Raw genomic sequence first — 19,952 nt, 5'->3', positions numbered from 1 at the left:
TGCCGAGGCAGATTTTTGATAGTATCCGACAACATTGAAGCAAGTATTTTGGATAGACAATGGATAGCTGGCGCGAAATTATTCTTGCGAAACTGGGTCAGTATGCCGGGTTTGATCTGGATGTGCAGGATACTCAGCTCACTGTGACTTGCCGGAACTCTGATAGCTTTTCGGTCTCTTTCTTCGTGGTCGGCGGCTACTATCAAGTGGCTTTCGATGGATGGCATGAAGACTTTGATGATGTTGAGGATGCTCTGAACTGTTTTGCATTTGGCCTGTCAGAAGAGTGCCGTCTGAAGGTTGTGCTGCGTGGGACGACAGAATGTAACTGGACTGTGGAAAGCTGGAAAGGCGATGAATGGGAGGAAGATTCTGTTACTGGACTGATCTTCGCCCCGTTCTGGCGGCCTTCAACTGTCAGATATTATCAAAACAAACTTGAGAAGAAGCTATAACGAGCTGGGCGCTTTCAAAGTGCCACGCAAGAATGCGTCGTTATTGCTGTTAGATTCGTAAAATCCGAACCTGAGGTTCGATTTTGTGAAAGAATCTTCGGTGATTTTGCGGAAATCTTCGGAAATTCCACCGCTGATCCTGAAAAAGCAGCACATCTTGCGAAGAAATTCGCGTCAGGCGGGAGGATACTGCATCAGCTACACAACCGGGGAACCGGTCTCTTACACTCTTTGGGGGCTCTCATGATCAAAACGCCTTATCTCCTTTTCCTCGGTGACGCACCGGATCAGCTTGCTGCGAAAGTGGCCCAGGGCATCAAAGACTGGCGCCCGGATAATGCCGTTGGCCAGTTCCGTCTGGAAGGCTGCGGTGCCGATGTTGGCCTGACCGACATGACCCTGGAAGAAGCCAAAGCCGCTGGCGCGAAAACCCTGGTGATTGGCGTGGCCAACCGTGGTGGCGTGATTTCCAAAGCCTGGAAAAAGGTTCTGGTACAGGCGCTTGAAGAAGGTTTTGACCTGGCGTCCGGGTTGCACAACCTGCTGCGCGACGAAGAAGATCTGGTGGCGGTTGCCAAAGCCTGCGGTCAGGAACTGCATGACGTGCGCGTGCCAGAAGTCGACTACCCAATCGCAAATGGTGTGACCCGTAAAGGCAAGCGCTGCCTGGCCGTTGGCACCGATTGTTCTGTTGGTAAGATGTATACCGCCCTGGCTGTGGATAAGGAAATGAAGGCACGCGGGATGAATTCTTCCTTCCGTGCCACCGGCCAGACTGGCATTCTGATCACGGGGAATGGTGTGCCTCTGGATGCGGTGATTGCAGATTTCATGGCGGGTTCTGTGGAATATCTCACCCCTGACAATGACGATGATCACTGGGATCACATCGAGGGCCAGGGCTCCCTCTTCCACATCTCTTATTCCGGTGTGACCATGGCGCTGATCCACGGTGGTCAGCCGGATGCGCTGATCCTGTGTCACGAACCAACCCGCGATCACATGCGTGGTCTGCCGGGCCGTGATGTGCCAACGCTGGAAGCACTGCGTGAAATCGCCCTGCCTATGGCGAAAATGTCCAACCCGAACTGTCAGGTTGTCGGCATTTCCGTGAACACCCAGCATCTGTCTGAAGACGATGCAGTGGCTTATCTGGCGGAAGTCGAAAGCAAAATGGGCCTGCCTGCGGTGGATCCGTTCCGTCAGGGCGCGGCACGTCTGGTCGACGCTTTGAATGCACTGTAAGACAGTCGCATGAAACGTCTTGTCACTGCCGATACCTTCCGTCTTGCGGAAGTGTTCACAATCTCACGGGGCTCGCGCACAGAAGCGCGGGTTCTGACCTGTCATCTTGATGATGGCACTCACAAAGGCTGGGGCGAATGTGTGCCCTATGCGCGTTATGATGAAACGCTGGACTCTGTGACCGCTGAAATCACCGGTCTGCCGGACAGCTTTTCACGCCAGGACCTTTACGATCTTCTGCCTGCGGGTGCCGCCCGCAATGCGGTTGACTGTGCGCTGTGGGATCTGGAATGCAAACGTGCGGGCAAACGGGCCTGGGACCTTGCCGGTCTTGCGGCGCCAACGCCCGAGATCACAGCCTATACCCTGTCCCTGGCAGAGCCTGAGCAAATGCGGGCGTCAGCGGCGAAACATGCGCATCGTCCATTGCTTAAGATCAAGCTTGGCACGGAAGACGACATGAAACGGCTTGAGGCCGTGCGTGCTGGTGCGCCGAAATCCAACATCATTGTCGATGCGAATGAAGGCTGGTCTGCTGAGGTGTACTCAGAACTTGCCCCGCATCTTGTGCGCCTTGGTGTGCAACTGGTCGAACAGCCGATGCCTGCTGGTGCTGACGATATGCTTGGTGAAATCGCACGGCCTTTGCCGGTCTGTGCCGATGAAAGCTGTCATGACCGCAGCAGTCTGGCTGGGCTGAAGGGCAAATATGATGTGGTGAACATCAAGCTGGATAAAACCGGTGGCCTGACCGAAGCCCTTGCCTTGCGCGAAGCCGCGCTTGCGGATGGTTATAAGGTGATGGTCGGCTGTATGGTTGGATCAAGCCTTGCCATGGCCCCGGCGCAGATTGTTGCGCAGGGTGCGATGGTGACGGATCTTGACGGGCCGCTTCTTCTGGCGGAAGACCGGGATCACGCATTGAAATTTGACGAGGCCGGGGTTCACGCACCCGAGGCCGCACTATGGGGGTAATCACATGAGCCGCACAGTCTATGTTAACGGGCAGTATCTGCCGGAAGAAGACGCCAATGTTTCGATCTTTGATCGCGGGTTTCTGTTTGCGGATGCCGTTTATGAAGTGACCAGCGTGCTGGATGGCAAGCTGATTGCTTATGACGGGCATGTGGAGCGTCTGTGGCGGTCTCTGAAAGAACTCGACATGGCGGCGCCTTGCACCCCGGATGAGTTGCTTGAGATTCACCGCGAATTGGTGTCACGCAACGGGATTGATGAAGGTCTGGTGTATCTCCAGGTGTCCCGTGGGTCCGATGGGGACCGTGATTTTGTTTTCCCGGGTGCGGAGACAAAACCAACGCTGGTTCTGTTCACCCAGAACAAGCCGGGTCTTGCGGATAATCCTGCGGCGAAAAAGGGCGCAAAGATCATTTCAGTGGATGACATCCGTTGGGGCCGTCGTGACATTAAAACCGTGCAACTGCTGTACCCGTCCATGGCGAAGATGATGGCGAAAGCGGCCGGTTGTGATGATGCCTGGCTGATTGAAGACGGGCATGTGACCGAAGGCACATCCAACAACGCCTATATCGTGAAGGGTGGCAAGATCATAACTCGTCCGCTGTCCAACGACATTCTGCATGGGATCACGCGCGAGGCGGTTCTGCGTTTCGCAGCCGAAGCCCAGATGGAAGTGGAAGAACGTCTGTTCACCATTGACGAAGCGAAGGAAGCGGATGAGGCGTTTACAACGTCAGCATCAGCCTTTGTCATGCCTGTGGTCGAGATCGACGGCGTGGCGCTGGGCGATGGTGCGCCAGGTTCCGTGGCCCCACGCCTGCGTGAAATCTATATTGATGAGATGCGCAAGTCAGCGATCTGATCGCAGCCTGCACTGTGATTGGAAAAGCCCGCGCCAATAACGCGGGCTTTTTGTTATGGATTGTAATCGAAGATAAAGCAGCCGCTGTCCTGATCATAACTGCGGTTGTTCCCGTAGACGAGGTAGTTTCTCCGCTGGTCTTCTGGCAACTCAAGCGTGGTGCAGATCCGGAAGTTTCGTGAATCTGTGACCTGATATGTGAAACTTCCGCCGGAAAACGGATCGGTGAACAGATCGCGGTCGGGGCAGTTGCTGTGTGGGGCGACTGTTTCTGGTAACTGGTTTTCGTTTTGTCTGGCCAGGCATCTGATATGGTGGGCTGCATCTGAAATCTGACGTACCCGGGTTGTGTCCCGCATTTCGGCCCGTCCCCTGGCGGGGCCACCGGAGACTATCAGGCCGGTGACAATCGCGATGGCGGACAGGCTGGTGATGGCTGCTGGCATCAGAAAATCACGCATCATCGTCTCTCCCGATCTGGTTGCGGAAGTAACCGATGATGGCTGTTGCGACGATTGCAAGAATGGCGGATTTGGTTGCAAAGGGCATGGAGAGCGCGCCCTGAAGCAGTCGGTAGATCAGGCTGACCAGATCGCCCAGAATGATGCATGCGGCGGTGAACATCGCCAGATAGCCCAGCCATTTGCGCACGGGCGAGCGTCGTTTGCCAGGGGCTGCGGCGACATCACGTGACAGGCGCAGATGGAGCCACAGGAACACGGGGGTGGTTACAATCAGCGAGGCGATGGAAAACCGCATACTGCTTCGTGACCAGGCGCGCAGCGCCTCATCGCTGAATATGGCATCCACTGCCTGAAACAGCAGTGTGGTCATATGCCAGGCGCTCCAGCCAAGGGTGCCAAACAGAAGCAGATAAAAAAATGCCTCACGTGCGGAAAGCTGTGGGCGGGGGCGCGGGATGGGCGGTGAAAACGGGCTGTCGACCCAGGCGGCAAGCGTCTGTCTGATTTCCTGTTCATCCCAACCTGCATCACGCAGTGCCTGTTGAATATCTGCCCGGCTGTGCCCGGCCTTTAAGGCGTCGCGGGTAAATTCCGCAAGTTGATCTGAGTGTCGCATAAATAGTCCTTACAGTTGTAGATACACCTACTAAGTCGGTTGTTTACGGTCAACATGGTGACATGCGCTCTGTCGCGAACTTTGCCGTAAACAGGACAGATCACGCGGGGAAATGCGCGGAGCTTTGCTGTGAAATGCAGCACTGGGAGGATGTGGCATGCGGTTTCTTGAGGGTGTGCGTGTTCTGGATCTGACACATGTGTATGCGGGACCGTTTTGCGCCCACCAGATGGGGGCGATGGGGGCTGAGGTCATCAAGATCGAAGCACCGGACAAGCCTGATATGACCCGGGCGGAAGGTGCGGATGCGGAGGCCAATGCGCAGGGCTATGGTCTGGGGTATCAGGCGCATGCGGGGGGCAAGAAATCCCTTCTGCTGGATCTGAAAGCACCGGAGGGACAGGCGGTGTTCGCCAGGCTTGTCGCCAGTGCTGATGTCATTGTGCAGAATTACACGAGTCATTGTCTGGAAGATCTGGGGCTTTTGCCGGAACAGCTGGCGCAGCATAACCCCAAGCTGATTTATTGCATGTTGTCGGGGTTCGGGCGCACCGGCCCTAAGGCCAATGACCCGGCCTATGACAATGTCATTCAGGCGTTTTCCGGCATGATGGCCAGCAATGGCACGCCAGACACAGGCCCCGTGCGCATCGGCCCGCCGGTGGTGGATTACGGCACCGGGTTACAGGCAGCCATGGCGATTTCATCGGCTTTGTTTGCGCGGGAACGCACGGGACAGGGCGCGGTGATTGATGTGTCGATGCTGGATGCGGCCTTGATGTTGATGTCCGCGAATGTGGTGGCGACACAGGTCACGGGCCAGGCTCCGCGCCCGAACGGGAACCGGGATAAGGAATATGCCTGCTACGGAGCTTATGCGACGGCGGACGGCACGCTGATGGTTGGGGCCTACACCAATGCGCAGGCAGCGGATCTGATGGCGGCCCTGGGGGATGAAGCACGGGCTGAGGCGATCGCCGCAACGCCCCGTGCCGCTTTGGGCGAACGTGTGGCTGAGGATGAAGCCTGGCTTGAGGCGCGCCTGATGGAAAAGACCGCGGCGGAATGGGAAGGGCTTCTGAATGCGCAACATGTGCCGGCGGCGCGCGTGCGGCGGATAGAGGAAACCTTGCAGGAAGCACAGCTGGAGGGGCGTGCGGTTCTTCAGGATGTGGGGAATGATCTGCGCCTGCCGGGGGCCGGGTTCATCGCCGGGGGTGCGACGCCTGTGGTGGGCCAGGCCGCGCCCGAAGCCGGGGCGGACAGCCGGGCGGTTCTGGATGGTTTGGGGCTTGAAGCGGCAGAGATTGACGCATTGTTCCGCGCGGGTATCAGCGCATAAAAAAAACGGGGGCAGATTGCCCCCGGATTGGTGTAGCGGATCAGCTTTTCTCTTTCAGAACATTTTCTGCAAAAGCGACTTCAAACTCGGCCTGTTTGGCCGGGCTTGCGTCAGACTGGTATTTCTCTTTCCACTCTGCTGTCGACATGCCGTAGAACGCGACGCGGCCTTCTTCTTTGTCCATCTCGATGCCGCGTTCAACGGCGGCTTCCTGATACCAGCGGGACAGGCAGTTGCGGCAGAAACCAGCAAGGTTCATCATGTCGATGTTCTGCACATCCAGGCGGTCTTCCATCAGGTGTTTTTGTAGGCGGCGGAAGGCGGCGGCTTCGATTTCAATACGGGTCTGGTCGTCCATGGTCATGGCTCCTTAAAGGTCGCTGTTGATCAGCGCCTGTTGCAGGATGGGGGCCAGGCGGGTTGCCCAGGCCTTTTGCTGTGTTTCAGTTTCGATCAGATCGTTGCGGACCTCAATCAGAATGTTCGGATGGCCGGGCTGCATGGCGTGACGATCCAGCGCATCGCCGGGCAGGTGGCCGCCGTAGGGCTCATTCTCGCCGGTGCAGATGTCCTCTTCCTGATAGATCAGATCCAGGAAAGGCCGGGCCAGGCGGTCATCTTCCGCAAACAGCACGCCCACATGCCAGGGGCGCATGTCGCCGCCTTTCAGTTGCGGGGTAAAGCTGTGAATGGCGCAGATCAGGGGTTGTTCCCGGCGTGCAATCACCTCAGACACAGCGTCATGATAGGGTTTATGCAGGGTTTCGCGGCGGCGCTGAACCTCATCCGCATCCACATTGCGGTTCGCCGGGATGATGGACCCATCATAAAGTTTCATCACCAGTGTCGGATCATTGTCACCCCGGTTCGGGTCAATCACCAGGCGGGAAAATTCGCTGCGCACGTAAGGCGCGTCCAGCAGGTCTGCCAGATGTGTGCTGACCCCATCCGCGCCGACATCATAGGCGATGTGGCGGTTCATATCTGCCGCAGGCAGGCCAAGATCGCCGCCGTTGATGTCGGCGGGCACTTTGTTTGTCGCATGATCACAGGTGATCACCCAGCGGGAGGGACGGTCTGCGCCGATGGTGGTGAACGCAGCGGCGGTGATGGCAGATTGGTTTGTCATGAATCAGTCATTGCTTTGGGTTAGGCACCTTCTAAGCAATCTGTCGCGGATGCGCCAGTTGCAGCCGGGGCGTGTTTGGTTTTATAACGCCGTTAGCGATATCAAAAGGCGGTGAACGCCCATGTTTAAGGAGCAGGTTATGAAACGGATGCGCAATGTGAAAATCGTGGCGACCCTTGGGCCTGCGTCCAATGATTATGAGATGATCCGGTCTCTGTTTGAAGCGGGCGCAGATGTATTTCGCCTGAACATGAGCCACGGCACCCAGGATGAAATCGGAGAACGCCACGCGATTATCCGTCAGGTGGAAAAAGACTGTGGCCGCCCGATTGCGATCCTTGCGGACCTTCAGGGACCGAAGCTGCGCTGTGGGGTTTTTTCTGAGGATTCTTATGAGCTGGAAGAGGGGGCGAAATTCCGTTTCGATCTTGACGAGGCAGAGGGTGACATCACCCGTGTGCGTTTGCCACATCCTGAGATTTTTCAGGCGCTGGAAGCCGGCTCTTCGCTGCTGGTGAATGACGGCAAGATCCGCCTGACTGTGGATGATTGTGGCGCGGATTACGCCAATTGCACCGTGGTTGTGGGCGGCGAGATTTCCAACCGCAAAGGTGTGAATGTGCCGGATGTGGTTCTGCCGCTGGCGGCGCTGTCTGACAAGGACCGTTCTGATCTGGAATATGTCTGCGAGCTGGGCGTCGACTGGCTGGCCCTGTCTTTTGTGCAGCGCCCGGAAGATGTGCAGGAAGCGCGCGAACTGGCCAAAGGCCGCGCGGCGGTTCTGTCCAAGATCGAAAAACCTGCGGCTGTTGATGCGTTTGAAGATATCCTTGCGGTGTCTGATGGGATCATGGTGGCGCGTGGCGATCTGGGGGTTGAACTGCCGGTGCATGCGGTGCCGCCAATTCAAAAACGTCTGATCCGGGCCTGCCGTGCAGCGGCGAAACCGGTGATTGTGGCGACCCAGATGCTGGAAAGCATGATCGAAAGCCCTGTGCCGACCCGCGCGGAAGTTTCCGACGTGGCGACTGCGATTTATGAAGGCACCGATGCGATCATGCTGTCAGCGGAATCAGCAGCGGGCAGCTATCCGGTTGAGGCCGTGACCACGATGAACAACGTTGCGATTGAGGTTGAGAACGACCCGACCTATCGCAAGGTGATTGATGCGTCGCGCAAAGTCGAACGGACTTCAGTTGCGGATGGCATTGTTGTGGCAGCGCGTGAGATTGCGGAAACCACCGATATCAAAGCGATCTGCTGTTTTACCCAATCCGGCACCACGGCCCTGCTGGTGGCACGTGAACGGCCAAGCGTGCCGATTATCGCATTGACGCCGCTTGTCGAAACCTCCCGTCGTCTGTGCCTGTCCTGGGGGACAAACTGTATGATCACTGAAGGCGTTGAGCGCTTTAAGTTCGCGGTTATTGCTGCGGCGCGTGCGGCCTGCGAAAGTGGAATCGCGACCAAAGAAGACCAGATTGTTGTGACCGCAGGTGTGCCGTTTAACATTCCCGGCACGACCAATATTCTGCGGGTTGCCCCTTGCGAAGAAAGCCTTATTTACAGCGCCCAGCCCGAATAAATCTGCGGGCCGGGAACGTGCTTTTTCGGCTTGCTAAATTCGTGAATGCGTCCTATACGGCGCCTTCTACTGTGTGACCGGCCTTGTATGGCATGCCGAGTCGCGCTTAACCACCGCCCGAAAGAGGAGACGGAAATGCCAAAGATGAAGACAAAGTCGAGCTGCAAAAAGCGGTTCAAAGTGACTGCAAAAGGTCGCGTTGTCGCTGCCCAGGCTGGTAAACAGCACGGCATGATCAAACGTACCAACAAATTCCTCCGCAATGCCCGCGGCACCACCACGCTTTCTGCTCCTGATGAGAAGATCATCAAGAGCATGATGCCATACGCCCGCTAATTAGGAGGTTCTGATATGTCCCGTGTAAAAGGTGGAACCACCACTCACGCCCGTCACAAAAAAGTCATCAAGGCCGCCAAAGGTTACTACGGCGCCCGTAAAAACCTGTTTCGCACCGCGACTCAGGCTGTTGATAAGGCCAACCAGTACGCAACCCGTGACCGTAAGGCACGCAAGCGTAACTTCCGCGCACTGTGGATCCAGCGTATCAACGCTGCTGTACGTTCCCACGACGAGGCGCTGACATATTCCCGTTTCATCAACGGTCTGTCCCTGGCTGGTATCGAAGTTGACCGTAAAGTTCTGGCTGATCTGGCTGTGAACGAACCGGAAGCATTCGGCACAATCGTTGCTCAGGTTCAGAAAGCTCTGGAAGCAGCATAAGCTGACTGACATTTGAATTATGAAAGGCCCTGCGATTTTCGCGGGGCTTTTTGTTTTTGGAGTATGTGGCTGCAGCGTGACTGTATGGGGCGCGTCCGGGATTATTTCCGGGGTTAATTTCTGAGGTTAATATAGTATCTAAAATTGTCCACACACACTGTGAGAATTCAGAAGATCATGGCATAAAGGGCGGGCAGTACCCGTGGTTCGGAAAATGCGGGTTCCGGAATATGCCAGAACCCGCGCTGCCTTAGTTTTTCGATTTTGTGAACAGGACCGGTGCGTAAAGCACGGCAAACCCGGCAAAGGCCAGGAACCAGGCTGTGGCCGCGATATGCAGCAGGAAATCTGGTGTCGGGAAGGTTGCAATCACGCGAATGACCGAAGCCAGCAGAACCACGCCGTAGATAAAGACTTCACGCCAGGTGGTGCGCAATTCGCGCCCGGTATGGCCAAGGCTGGCCCGGGTCATTACCGCCAGCATCATGCCACCCATGGCCCCTGACAGCCAGGCGTGTTGTCCGGCCATTGCTGGAACCGATACCGGGAACAGCATGGAAAGCCCCAGCAGAATAAATCCAACCGGCACAAAGAGATAAGCGATGTGCAGCATGGCGACGATCAGGGCGGAGGTGGTTTTTTCGCCCTTCCAGCGGCTCTGGCGGATCAGTTGCAATACGCCCGCAATCAGCATAAGGACGCCGGTGATCAGGTTCGCCTGGGTCATCACCCAGCTGAGCAATGTGACACCGGACAGGCCAACGACAACCTTATCAAATCCGCCAAACATCACGGGCAGATCATCGGCCCCCTGTTTCTTCAGCCAGTTGCGGGTGAATGCGGGAACAATGCGCCCGCCGATCAGGCTGATCAGCAGGATAATCGCGGCCATCGACAGTTTGGCACCAGGGGTGACAGAGGCATAGCCACCGGCCAGTGAGATTACATCAAAGAAGATCTGCCCCATGAGAAACAGCAGGATAAACCCGAGAACCGGCATGTTGCGCACATTGCCCGATTTGATCAGAACCCGGGCAGACACCACCAGAAGGGTTAACAGGAAGGACACATCCAGCAGGATCACGGCGATCACGGGCAGGCTGCCGGACAGCCAGACTGCGACCCGTCCCAGCGCCCAGAGCACCGCCATCAGCGCCAGCGGCGTGCCGGTGATCATCCTGGTGCCGGTCCAGTTCGGGATCGCGGTTAACAGGAAGCCGCCCAGCACCGCGGGGGCAAATCCGTACAGCAATGAGTGCACATGCCAGTCCTGGGGCAGCATCGCGCCTGAAGGCAGGTCAGCGCCCGTTGTCCAGAAACCGATCCAGGCCATCATCGCATAAGCGGCCCAGAGGGCAGCGAGGAAAAACAGGATGCGAAAGCCGCCTTGCAGGATCGCGGGTGTCTTGGGGGTGGCTTTTGTGTTGCTCATCTTGGTTGTCCCTTGATTTTTGCCTATCTGGCCCGGCCCGCGCCCCGGATGCAATGTGATATTGCGCCGCGCGCCTTGCATTTCGCCCTTCATATGATAGCAGGACTGCAACGAATTGCAGGAGCCGCCCGATGGATGATCTGAGAGACAAATACCTGACCGCAATTTCCGCCGCCTCTGACGAGTCTGGCCTGGAAGAACTGCGCCTGCAGGCTGTTGGTAAAAAGGGCGAAGTCAGCCTGAAAATGCGCGAGCTGGGCAAGATGACCCCTGACGAGCGCCAGGTGGCCGGACCAAAGCTGAACGCCCTGAAGGATGAGATCAACTCGGCGCTTGCCGCCAAGAAAGAAGCCCTGGCCGATGCCGCCCTTGATGCGCGTCTGGCTGAGGAATGGCTTGATGTGACCCTGCCGGGCCGCACCCGTGGCAAAGGCACAGTTCACCCGATCAGCCAGGTGACCGAAGAGATTTCTGCGATCTTTGCCGATCTGGGGTTCTCTGTGGCTGAAGGCCCGCAGATCGAAAACGACTGGTATAACTTTGACGCCCTGAATATCCCGCCGCATCACCCGGCACGTCAGGAATTTGATACGTTCTACATGCACCGCGATGCGGATGACGAACGCGCGCCGCATGTTTTGCGCACCCATACGTCGCCTGTGCAGATCCGTGCGATGGAAAAAACCGGTGCCCCGATCCGTGTGATTGCGCCGGGTCGTGTGTATCGTTCTGATTATGATCAGACCCACACGCCGATGTTCCACCAGATTGAAGGCATGGCGATTGGCAAGGATATTTCCATGGCGAACCTGAAATGGGTGCTGGAAGAATTCTTTGCGGCCTTCTTCGGGATTGAGGGCATTAAAACCCGTTTCCGCGCGTCGCATTTCCCGTTCACAGAACCTTCTGCTGAGGTCGATATTCAGTGTTCCTGGGTCGACGGGCAGCTGCGGATTGGCGAAGGTGACGGCTGGATGGAAGTGCTGGGTTCCGGCATGATGCACCCGAAAGTTCTGCAGGCCGGTGGTGTTGATCCTGAGGAATATCAGGGCTTTGCCTTTGGTATGGGGATCGACCGTCTGGCGATGCTGAAATACGGCATCCCCGATCTGCGCGCCTTCTTTGACAGCGACCTGCGCTGGCTGCGTCACTATGGGTTTAACCCAATGGTGCAACCAAACCTGCATGGCGGTGTGAGCGGGTAGTGGCGTTGTTTGACCCTAGCATTCTGAAGGTAGCTTTACCTTCTATTGCTACGGTTTTGGTAGCGCTGGTTGTTGCCCTCACTGCGTCCCAAAGGGAGCGGAGACAGCTACATACAAGTAGGCATTTTGAGTTCGCGGATGAACGCGCGCAGTTATATGCTAACTTTGTTCGGCAAGTTGGACGCACGTGGGATGCATGGTTCACAGCGTCGAATTTTTCTTCGGATTTCAAAGAACTGCCACAGGTACGTTTGGCGAGTGAAATGGCTCTGGAGCTGGATACGCAAATGAACATCCTTCGGGTTCGATTGCCTTCGACGGTTGTCAGCGCCTGCTCGCAAGTAAACGGGATGTTGCAAACATATGTTGCGGAACTTGAGTTGCACGATGAGTTGTATTCTGTGAAGTCTGATCAGTTTGAGGATGCTAAGGAGCGTATGCTTGAACTGATGCGTAAAGATGTGCAATTGATTGAATCTTGCCGTGACCGACGTAGCTATCTTAGAAAGCAAGATTCGCTGTAGTTTTGATTGATTGACAGGAATAAAATAGTGACCAACTCTGACGACTTTGAAGATCTCCAGCAAACCTACCCAGGTGCGGGTTCTTACCGGTTTGGCGGGAACCAGGCGCAATGTGAAAAGCTGCTGAAGCTTGTGCGCGCGGGCAAGAAAACTGCGAATTGTGAAGCCTTGCGCGAATTTGCCCAGGAACCCGATGCCCTGCCTAAACCCGGCCGTTGCGACATCGCGACCCTCTGGGATGGCACGCCGACCCTGATCACCCGCACGGTTTCTGTGCAGAACATCCGGTTCTGCGATGTGACGGCGGAACAGGCGCGGATGGAAAGCGATCTGCCGCTGGATGACTGGCGCATGATGCAGCAGAAACATTTCAGCAAATCCGGCGGCTTTGATCCGGAAATGCTGCTGGTGTTTGAAACTTTCGAGGTGGTCGAAGACCTGCGCGAGCGTCTCTGACACCGCGATCCCCCCTTTTCCGCAGGCGGTCAATGTTATAAGCACATTGCGACCGCGAGATAATGAAAGACGAGACCCGTGAAATTCACTCTGTCCTGGCTGAAAACGCACCTTGATACCGAGGCTTCTGTTGATGAAATCCTTTACGCTCTGACCGATTTGGGTCTTGAGGTGGAAGAGGTGGCAAACCCTGTGGACCGTCTGGCGGATTTTACCCTGGGCTATGTGGAAACCGCTGAAAAGCATCCCGATGCGGATCGTCTGAATGTCTGTCAGGTGAAGACCGACGAAGGCATGAAGCAGATCATCTGTGGCGCGCCAAACGCGCGTGCGGGCATCACCGTTGTTGTGGCGAAACCGGGCGTCTATGTGCCGGGCATCGACACTACGATTCAGATCGGCAAAATCCGTGGGATCGAAAGCCACGGCATGATGGCGTCTGAACGTGAGATGGAACTGTCTGACGAACATGATGGCATTATCGAGTTGCCTTCTGGTGCGGTTGGCGATCGGTTCGTGGACTGGCTGGCGGAAAATGACCCGGCTAAGGTGGATGTGATGATCGAGATCGCGATCACGCCGAACCGCCCGGATGCGCTTGGCGTGCGCGGCATTGCCCGTGATCTGGCTGCGCGTGGCGTTGGCACGTTGAAACCTGCGCCAGAGGCGAAGGTTGAAGGCAGCTATAAAGCGCCGTTCAACATCACAATTGATGCGGATACTGCTGAGGATTGCCCTGTGTTTATGGGCCGTCTGATCAAAGGCGTGAAAAACGGCCCGTCGCCGCAATGGCTGCAGGATCAGCTGAAAGCGATTGGCCTGCGCCCGATTTCAGCACTTGTGGATGTGACCAACTTCTTCACCTATGATCAGAACCGCCCGCTGCACGTTTTTGATGCGGATAAGGTGCAGGGTGATCTGCGCATTCATCGCGCGAAAGGCGGCGAGACCCTGATCGCGCTGGATGAAAAAGAATACACCATGCGCGAAGGTATGGTCGTGATTTCCGATGATGCCGGTGTGGAAAGCATCGCGGGTATCATGGGTGGCCTGCATACGGGCTGCACTGAGGAAACCACCAATGTGATCCTGGAAGCGGCCTTCTGGGAAACCATCCAGATCGCGAAAACCGGCCGTGCGCTGAAGATCAATTCCGACGCCCGTTACCGCAATGAACGTGGCATTGATCCGGCGTTCAACGCGCCTGCGATGGAACTGGCGACACAGATGATCCTGGATCTCTGTGGTGGTGAAGCCTCTGAGGTTGTCGTTGCCGGCAAAGTGCCCGATGTCTCCCGCGCCTATAAGCTTGATACTGATCGTGTACAGAGCCTCGTGGGTATGGAAATTGCCCCGGACACCCAGCGTCAGACCCTGACCGACCTGGGGTTTGTCATGGAAGGCGATATGGCCCATGTGCCAAGCTGGCGCCCCGATGTTCAGGGCTCTGCTGATCTGGTGGAAGAGGTTGCGCGCGTTGCGTCTCTGACGAAACTGGAAGGCAAGCCTTTGCTGCGGGAAACCGTGGGCGTGCCCAAGCCAATCCTGACACCGATGCAGAAACGCGAAGGCATGGCGCGACGCACGATCGCAGCGCTGGGATACAATGAATGCGTGACCTACAGCTTCATTGATCAGACGTCGGCCGAAGTGTTTGAGGGCGGGGCAGACGCCACAAAACTCGACAACCCGATTTCCTCTGAAATGAGCCACATGCGCCCGGATCTGCTGCCAGGGCTCTTGCAGGCAGCGGCGCGCAACCAGGCCCGCGGTTTTGCCGATATGGCGCTGTTTGAAGTTGGTCCTGCCTTCCACGGTGGCGAACCAGAGGAACAGCATATTCAGGCGACCGGCATTCTGATCGGCCACACCGGCCCAAAGGATGTGCATGGCGAACGCCGCGCGGTGGATGTCTATGACGCCAAAGCTGATGCCGAAGCGGTTCTGTCTGCGATTGGCGCCCCTGCGAAAGCCCAGATCATGCGTGGTGCGCAAAGCTGGTGGCATCCGGGCCGTCACGGCAAAATCTGCCTTGGTCCGAAAAAAGTGCTGGCCACCTTTGGTGAACTGCACCCGAAAACCCTGAACAAAATGGGCGTCAAAGGCCCGGCGGTTGCTTTCACGGTGCTGCTGGAACAGCCGCCGTTTGCGAAGAAGAAAACATCAACCCGTGATGCGCTGAAGATCTCTGATCTGCAGGCTGTTGAACGCGATTTCGCCTTTGTGGTGGATGCGGATGTTGAGGCGCTGAACCTTGTGAACGCCGCTGGCGGTGCTGACAAAGCCCTGATCGAAAATGTGCGTGTCTTTGATGAATTCATTGGCGGGTCTCTGGGCGAGGATAAAAAATCCATAGCGATCACCGTGCGCCTGCAGCCGGGTGACAAAACCCTGACGGAAAAAGACATTGAGGCGGTTTCAGAAAAGATCGTCGCCAAAGTGTCTAAGGCCACGGGCGGCACCCTGCGCGGCTGATCCCGGTTCTGAATTCAAACAAAGGCCTGCCCTTGCGGCGGGCCTTTTTTGTGGCGTATGGGGCGGAAACCCCTATGCTGCGGGCAAATGAACAGGAGGCATCTTATGACACTGAAGGTCTATCTTTCCGGCGAAATTCACACCGGCTGGCGCGAGGAAATCATTGACGGGGCGGCGGGGCTGGATGTCAGCTTTTCGGCACCTGTCACCGATCACGATGCGTCAGATGATTGCGGCGTTGCGATCCTGGGCGCGGAAGACAAGAAGTTCTGGCACGACAATCTGGGCGCTAAGATTAATGCGATCCGCACCCGCAAGGGCATTGAGGATGCGGATGTTGTCGTCGTGCGCTTTGGTGAGAAATACAAACAGTGGAACGCAGCTTTTGATGCGGGCTATGCGGCGGCGCTTGGCAAAAGCCTGATCGTGCTGCATGGCGATGATCATCAGCACGCGCTGAAAGAAGTCGACGCGGCGGCGCTGGCGGTCTGTCAGGAACCACGCAAGGTGGCGCAGATCCTGCAATATGTTCTGACGGGTAACCTGCCAGGCTGATCAGGCCAACAGGCGGGCGGTTTTGCCTTCGGCCACCGGGCGCGCAACGCGTGTTGCGGCCGCAATATCAGACAGGAGTTCCGGGAAGAGTTTCCGGAACTCTTCATGTCCTGCATCGGAAAGCCCGCGCAGGGATGTTTCGGTCGGCAGAAAACTTTCAGCCCAGCAACCATTGGCCATGACGACTTCGTGTACGTCACACATGAAGTGGTAATAGGTCACATCTTCGGCGGGTCGCAGGAAGATTGTGTCATTGTTCACAAGGTTTACGGCGGCGGTCAGAACTTCGTCTTCATGGAACAGCAGTTGCGCACGCCAGTCTGCCACCAGCATCCGATGCTGGCGTGAGACCAGCAGATCAGTGATTGGCATGTTTTCCCCAAGGCTTCCGGCGCGGAAAACCACAGGGCGCATCTTGTGATCTGCCTGCTGCTGACGGGCTGTGATCGTGCGGGACCCAATCCAGCGCACCGGGGAGAAACCATTGTCGCGTGTCAGGACAAGATCGCCTTCTTTCAGGTCTTCTACTGCGACTTCGCCGGTTTTGGTGACGATTTTTGTCCCTTGTACAAAACAGACCAGGGGCACGTCGACTTGCAGGGAAATATTGTCAACAATCGCACCAAGACTGTCATTGTCGCCCAGTTCTGTGAAGCGCAGATTGTAATTCCCGGCTGTCGGCAGTGTGACATTCATGGATGCCGGTGTCAGGCTTCTGCTGGTCGGGAAAAAATCCTGCGTGGCGATGACAACACCATTGTCGTCGCGGATCTCGACGCGAAATCCATCACCTGCGAAGGTGCTTTCTGCGTTGCGCAGGGCGGTATCAAACGTCAGGGTGGTCGATGCGGGCAGGGTGGTGCCGGCAGGCACAGTAAAATTCTGCTGCAGCACCGTGATCTGGGAGTCCGTCCCGTCAATTTCAGAAACAAGGTTTCCTGAGCCACCGCTGATATAGGAGGATTGCGGGTTGATTTCGAGATCAGTACCAGACCAGCCGGAACTACCGGAGCTGAAGCTGCCATTTGTAATCAGTTCAGTGAGAGGCATTGTGTTTTCTCAGTGCAGTTTTAAGTGAAAAACGGAGCACTGGAGAAGCGGAAAATTACTGTTGACGAATTACTAATGTACGGGGAACATTTCTGCTATACGCCTGAAAAACGCATATGCCGAGTCACAATTCACTGAATTCACCGTGACCCGGCGTCTTTTCTTAATATTTGGTTAACGACCTGGCTAAAGGTTAGTTAACGTTTGGAATTTTAAGACCGTTCTGAACCGCAGGGCGTGCCAGGAAGCGATCAAGCCAGGCATTTACATGGGTAAAGGAATCAAATTCCAATACGTCTTTCGCACCGTAGAAATCCAACGCACGCAACCAGGGTACAATTGCGATGTCAGCGATGGAATAATCTCCGGCAATCCATTCGCGCCCTTCCATCTGTTTATCCAGAACGGAAAGCAGGCGCTTTGCTTCATTGATATAGCGTTCGCGCGGGCGGGGATCTTCGATCTCGGCCCCTGCGAATTTATAGAAGAAACCAAGCTGCCCCAGCATCGGGCCCACGCCGCCCATCTGGAACATCAGCCATTTGATCACTTCGTATTTGCCTGCACCTTCAGGCATCAGCTTGCCGGTTTTTTCGGCCAGGTAGATCAGGATCGCACCGCTTTCAAACAGACCAATCGGATTTCCATCCGGGCCGTTTGGATCAATGATCGCAGGGATTTTATTGTTCGGGTTCAGGGACAGGAATGCGTCGCTTTTCACGTCACTGTCGGACAGGGTCACCAGATGTGGTTCATAGGCCAGCCCCAGTTCTTCCAGCGCGATGGAAACTTTCACACCATTTGGGGTCGGGTAAGAATAAAGCTGGATCAGATCCGGGTTTTCTGCGGGCCAGCGGGAGGTGATCTGGAATTGAGAAAGATCAGACATTGTGTTTCCTTTATTAGTACAGGGCGGGGCAGAAAAACCTGCCTGGATTATGTGGGGAAATGTAGGTACGATTTCCCCGGTGAACAGGTTTGGCTATGTGCGGTAGCTGCACTATACACCTGCGCAAGCGAACAGCCGCTGGGGCTTTTGAAAAGGAAACGTGAAATGTTACAGGAATTCAAGGATTTCATCGCAAAGGGCAACGTCATGGATATGGCGGTTGGTCTGATTATCGGTGCTGCATTTACAGCAATTGTGAAATCTATGGTCGCTGACCTGATCAATCCGATCATTGGTCTGTTCACCGGTGGTGTTGATTTCACCAACAAATTTATCATTCTGGGCGGTGACGGCACTGTCTATGAAACGCTGGAAGCTGCGCGTGAAGCAGGGGCGGCTGCCTTTGCCTGGGGTGCCTTCACAATGGCTGTTATCAACTTCCTGATCATCGCCTGGGTGGTCTTCATGATGGTGCGTTACCTGAACAAGGTGAAGGACGCAGCGGCGAAGAAAGAGGAAGAAGTTGCGGCGGAAACCCCCGCCGGACCAAGCGAATTGGATGTTTTGCTTGAGATCCGCGATTCTCTTGCTAATAAGTAAGACATATCGTGCAGACGGGGGGCGCAGGTAAATTACTCCGGTAACCCTCCGCATACAGGTTTGGGCTCGTCAGCAATGACGGGCCCGTTCTGTTTTCAGGGCTCACATCAGAAAGATTGTGATCTCCCCGCTGGCGCGACGCAATTCATGCACGGCGGCAAATTCCGGATCACTGTGCCAGGCCACAAAGGCATCACGGCTGTCAGCTGTAAGAAGCACAATCATCTGTGGCGCTTCCTGCGTGCCTTCCAGACGCGTTGGTTCTTTTGAAAGCTGTACGGCTGTGATCCCGTGTTTCTGCATCGCCTCCCCTGCGCGGGCGCGATAGTCGGCGAATGTGTCGGGGTTGCTTATGTTCAGTGTGACAATTGCATGGGTGGTCATCATGTATCCTTTCGTTGATACAAAACAGATCGGGATTGTCTGGCATGTGTGAAAGTAATCATTGATGCGCACCTGTTGATCATTAATAATCAGGCCATGCTGAACTGGAATGATCTGCGTTATGTTCTTGAAACCGCCCGTCGGGGTGGGATCAGCGGGGCAGCGCGTGTTCTGAAGGTGAACCATGGCACAGTGTCCCGCCGGATCACTGCCGCGGAAGAGGCGCTTGGCGCGCGGCTGTTTGATCGTCTGGCGTCAGGATATGTCCTGACAGAGGCCGGGCGGGAAGCGATCCTGATTGCCGAAAATATGGAAGCACAGGGGCATCAGCTGGAACGACAGATGGACGCCCGTGACACACGTATTGCCGGACCTCTGACGGTCACCGCACCGCAAATGATGGTGGATCGTGTTTTGGGGCCGGTGCTGAAATCCTTCATCACGACATACCCGGATGTGGATCTGAAGCTGCGGGCCGGGAATGACGCGTTGAATCTTGCGGCGCGCCAGGCCGATGTTGCCCTGCGGGTGTCGCCTGATCCGCCGGACAGCCTGATTGGCCGCCGGGTGGCGGAACAACGCTATGGCATCTATGCCGCGCCTGATCTGATTGCGGCTGATCGGGGTGGGCGGCTTGACTGGATCAGTTTCCAGAGCTGGCCTGGTCCGCCGAAGGAATTCCTGGCCCTGCGCCCGGATTTGACCACGCGTCTTGTAGTGGATGACATCCACGCGGCGCTGAGTGCTGCCCGCGCAGGCATCGGCGCAACCCGGCTGGCCTGTATTATTGGCGACGACGAACCTGGTCTTGAACGCCTGCCCGATGTGCCGCTGTTCCCCTATATGCCTGTGTGGCTTTTGACCCATGCGGATCTGCGCAACCAACCCCGCGTTCGCGCCATTATGGATCACGTTGGTGCCGCCATTAAAACCGCACGTCCGAGGTTTCTGGGAGAGACTTGACTTCACCCGGTTTGAGGCGTTTT

Annotated in this window: 23 protein-coding genes; 15 read left to right on the top strand and 8 right to left on the bottom strand. The window is 56.1% G+C overall.

Translation table 11 applies throughout. The features are described 5' to 3' along the window. Window positions 1-59: 59 nt before the first annotated feature. The 4 genes from H1D41_RS08295 to H1D41_RS08280 all read left to right on the top strand — a co-directional run bounded on the left by H1D41_RS08295 (window position 60) and on the right by H1D41_RS08280 (window position 3,540). On the top strand, window positions 60-455 hold the full coding sequence (locus H1D41_RS08295) for a hypothetical protein (protein ID WP_228848461.1): 396 nt from the start codon (window positions 60-62) through the stop codon (window positions 453-455). Between the two features lie 243 nt (window positions 456-698). Continuing rightward, window positions 699-1,700 (top strand): N-acetyltransferase DgcN, encoded by a 1,002-nt coding sequence (dgcN, locus tag H1D41_RS08290; protein WP_228848460.1) that lies wholly within the window; start codon window positions 699-701, stop codon window positions 1,698-1,700. 9 nt (window positions 1,701-1,709) lie between these two features. Beyond that, window positions 1,710-2,675: an N-acetyl-D-Glu racemase DgcA gene (dgcA, locus tag H1D41_RS08285; protein WP_228848459.1), complete on the top strand. Its 966-nt coding sequence runs from the start codon at window positions 1,710-1,712 to the stop codon at window positions 2,673-2,675. Window positions 2,676-2,679: 4 nt separating this feature from the next. Further along, complete coding sequence (locus H1D41_RS08280; RefSeq protein ID WP_228848458.1) at window positions 2,680-3,540, top strand: D-amino-acid transaminase; 861 nt, start codon at window positions 2,680-2,682, stop codon at window positions 3,538-3,540. A gap of 53 nt (window positions 3,541-3,593) precedes the next feature. On the opposite strand, the gene H1D41_RS08275 is transcribed toward H1D41_RS08280, so the two are convergent. Beyond that, the gene (locus H1D41_RS08275) at window positions 3,594-4,004 is read right to left on the bottom strand and encodes a hypothetical protein (RefSeq protein WP_228848457.1); all 411 of its coding nucleotides are present in this window, start codon (window positions 4,002-4,004) and stop codon (window positions 3,594-3,596) included. Continuing rightward, complete coding sequence (locus tag H1D41_RS08270; protein WP_228848456.1) at window positions 3,994-4,620, bottom strand: DUF5671 domain-containing protein; 627 nt, start codon at window positions 4,618-4,620, stop codon at window positions 3,994-3,996. The genes H1D41_RS08275 and H1D41_RS08270 overlap by 11 nt, the downstream gene beginning before the upstream one ends. 157 nt (window positions 4,621-4,777) lie before the next feature. On the opposite strand from H1D41_RS08270, the gene H1D41_RS08265 reads away from it, so the two are divergent. Further along, entirely contained in the window at window positions 4,778-5,962 is a 1,185-nt protein-coding gene (locus H1D41_RS08265) for a CaiB/BaiF CoA transferase family protein (RefSeq protein WP_228848455.1), read from the top strand. 40 nt (window positions 5,963-6,002) lie between these two features. On the opposite strand, the gene H1D41_RS08260 is transcribed toward H1D41_RS08265, so the two are convergent. Both H1D41_RS08260 and H1D41_RS08255 read right to left on the bottom strand, forming a co-directional pair. Beyond that, window positions 6,003-6,320 carry a DUF1244 domain-containing protein gene (locus tag H1D41_RS08260; RefSeq protein ID WP_228848454.1) on the bottom strand — a complete coding sequence of 106 codons (318 nt, stop codon included), beginning with the start codon at window positions 6,318-6,320 and terminating at the stop codon, window positions 6,003-6,005. A gap of 12 nt (window positions 6,321-6,332) precedes the next feature. Then, a complete protein-coding gene (locus tag H1D41_RS08255; protein WP_228848453.1) occupies window positions 6,333-7,091 on the bottom strand; it encodes an N-formylglutamate amidohydrolase in 759 nt (252 codons plus the stop codon). 139 nt (window positions 7,092-7,230) lie between these two features. Here H1D41_RS08255 and pyk point away from each other — a divergent pair, with 139 nt between their 5' ends. The 3 genes from pyk (at window position 7,231) to rplT (ending at window position 9,396) form a co-directional block, all read left to right on the top strand. Next, window positions 7,231-8,676 carry a pyruvate kinase gene (gene pyk / locus H1D41_RS08250; protein ID WP_228848452.1) on the top strand — a complete coding sequence of 482 codons (1,446 nt, stop codon included), beginning with the start codon at window positions 7,231-7,233 and terminating at the stop codon, window positions 8,674-8,676. Between the two features lie 135 nt (window positions 8,677-8,811). Beyond that, window positions 8,812-9,012: a 50S ribosomal protein L35 gene (rpmI, locus tag H1D41_RS08245; RefSeq protein ID WP_107496800.1), complete on the top strand. Its 201-nt coding sequence runs from the start codon at window positions 8,812-8,814 to the stop codon at window positions 9,010-9,012. 15 nt (window positions 9,013-9,027) lie between these two features. Further along, on the top strand, window positions 9,028-9,396 hold the full coding sequence (rplT, locus tag H1D41_RS08240) for a 50S ribosomal protein L20 (protein ID WP_107496801.1): 369 nt from the start codon (window positions 9,028-9,030) through the stop codon (window positions 9,394-9,396). A gap of 250 nt (window positions 9,397-9,646) precedes the next feature. Here the strand turns inward: rplT and H1D41_RS08235 are convergent, their stop codons facing one another. Beyond that, window positions 9,647-10,828: an NnrS family protein gene (locus tag H1D41_RS08235; RefSeq protein ID WP_228848451.1), complete on the bottom strand. Its 1,182-nt coding sequence runs from the start codon at window positions 10,826-10,828 to the stop codon at window positions 9,647-9,649. Window positions 10,829-10,959: 131 nt separating this feature from the next. On the opposite strand from H1D41_RS08235, the gene pheS reads away from it, so the two are divergent. From pheS to H1D41_RS08210, 5 genes are all read left to right on the top strand, one after another. Next, window positions 10,960-12,033 carry a phenylalanine--tRNA ligase subunit alpha gene (gene pheS, locus H1D41_RS08230; protein ID WP_228848450.1) on the top strand — a complete coding sequence of 358 codons (1,074 nt, stop codon included), beginning with the start codon at window positions 10,960-10,962 and terminating at the stop codon, window positions 12,031-12,033. Beyond that, window positions 12,033-12,557, top strand: coding sequence for a hypothetical protein (locus tag H1D41_RS08225; protein ID WP_228848449.1), 525 nt, complete (start codon window positions 12,033-12,035; stop codon window positions 12,555-12,557). The genes pheS and H1D41_RS08225 overlap by 1 nt, the downstream gene beginning before the upstream one ends. Before the next feature lie 27 nt (window positions 12,558-12,584). Beyond that, on the top strand, window positions 12,585-13,013 hold the full coding sequence (locus H1D41_RS08220; RefSeq protein ID WP_228848448.1) for an ASCH domain-containing protein: 429 nt from the start codon (window positions 12,585-12,587) through the stop codon (window positions 13,011-13,013). Window positions 13,014-13,091: 78 nt separating this feature from the next. Continuing rightward, window positions 13,092-15,488 (top strand): phenylalanine--tRNA ligase subunit beta, encoded by a 2,397-nt coding sequence (gene pheT / locus H1D41_RS08215; protein WP_228848447.1) that lies wholly within the window; start codon window positions 13,092-13,094, stop codon window positions 15,486-15,488. Between the two features lie 105 nt (window positions 15,489-15,593). Then, window positions 15,594-16,043 carry a YtoQ family protein gene (locus H1D41_RS08210; protein ID WP_228848446.1) on the top strand — a complete coding sequence of 150 codons (450 nt, stop codon included), beginning with the start codon at window positions 15,594-15,596 and terminating at the stop codon, window positions 16,041-16,043. Here H1D41_RS08210 and H1D41_RS08205 read toward each other — a convergent pair whose 3' ends face one another. Next, window positions 16,044-17,093, bottom strand: coding sequence for a Hint domain-containing protein (locus H1D41_RS08205; RefSeq protein ID WP_228848445.1), 1,050 nt, complete (start codon window positions 17,091-17,093; stop codon window positions 16,044-16,046). Window positions 17,094-17,286: 193 nt separating this feature from the next. Next, window positions 17,287-17,982, bottom strand: coding sequence for a glutathione S-transferase N-terminal domain-containing protein (locus H1D41_RS08200; protein ID WP_228848444.1), 696 nt, complete (start codon window positions 17,980-17,982; stop codon window positions 17,287-17,289). Window positions 17,983-18,147: 165 nt separating this feature from the next. Here H1D41_RS08200 and mscL point away from each other — a divergent pair, with 165 nt between their 5' ends. Continuing rightward, on the top strand, window positions 18,148-18,582 hold the full coding sequence (mscL, locus tag H1D41_RS08195; RefSeq protein ID WP_228848443.1) for a large conductance mechanosensitive channel protein MscL: 435 nt from the start codon (window positions 18,148-18,150) through the stop codon (window positions 18,580-18,582). Between the two features lie 102 nt (window positions 18,583-18,684). Here mscL and H1D41_RS08190 read toward each other — a convergent pair whose 3' ends face one another. Beyond that, window positions 18,685-18,966, bottom strand: coding sequence for a DUF1330 domain-containing protein (locus H1D41_RS08190; RefSeq protein ID WP_228848442.1), 282 nt, complete (start codon window positions 18,964-18,966; stop codon window positions 18,685-18,687). 48 nt (window positions 18,967-19,014) lie between these two features. On the opposite strand from H1D41_RS08190, the gene H1D41_RS08185 reads away from it, so the two are divergent. After that, window positions 19,015-19,929: a LysR family transcriptional regulator gene (locus tag H1D41_RS08185; protein ID WP_228848441.1), complete on the top strand. Its 915-nt coding sequence runs from the start codon at window positions 19,015-19,017 to the stop codon at window positions 19,927-19,929. The last annotated feature ends 23 nt before the right edge of the window (window positions 19,930-19,952 follow it).

The sequence above is a fragment of the Halocynthiibacter styelae genome, assembly GCF_016123485.1.
Taxonomy (GTDB): Bacteria; Pseudomonadota; Alphaproteobacteria; order Rhodobacterales; family Rhodobacteraceae; genus Halocynthiibacter; species Halocynthiibacter styelae.
The sequence above is the reverse complement of the archived record's forward strand: the minus strand, read 5'-3'. Positions and strand labels throughout refer to the sequence as shown.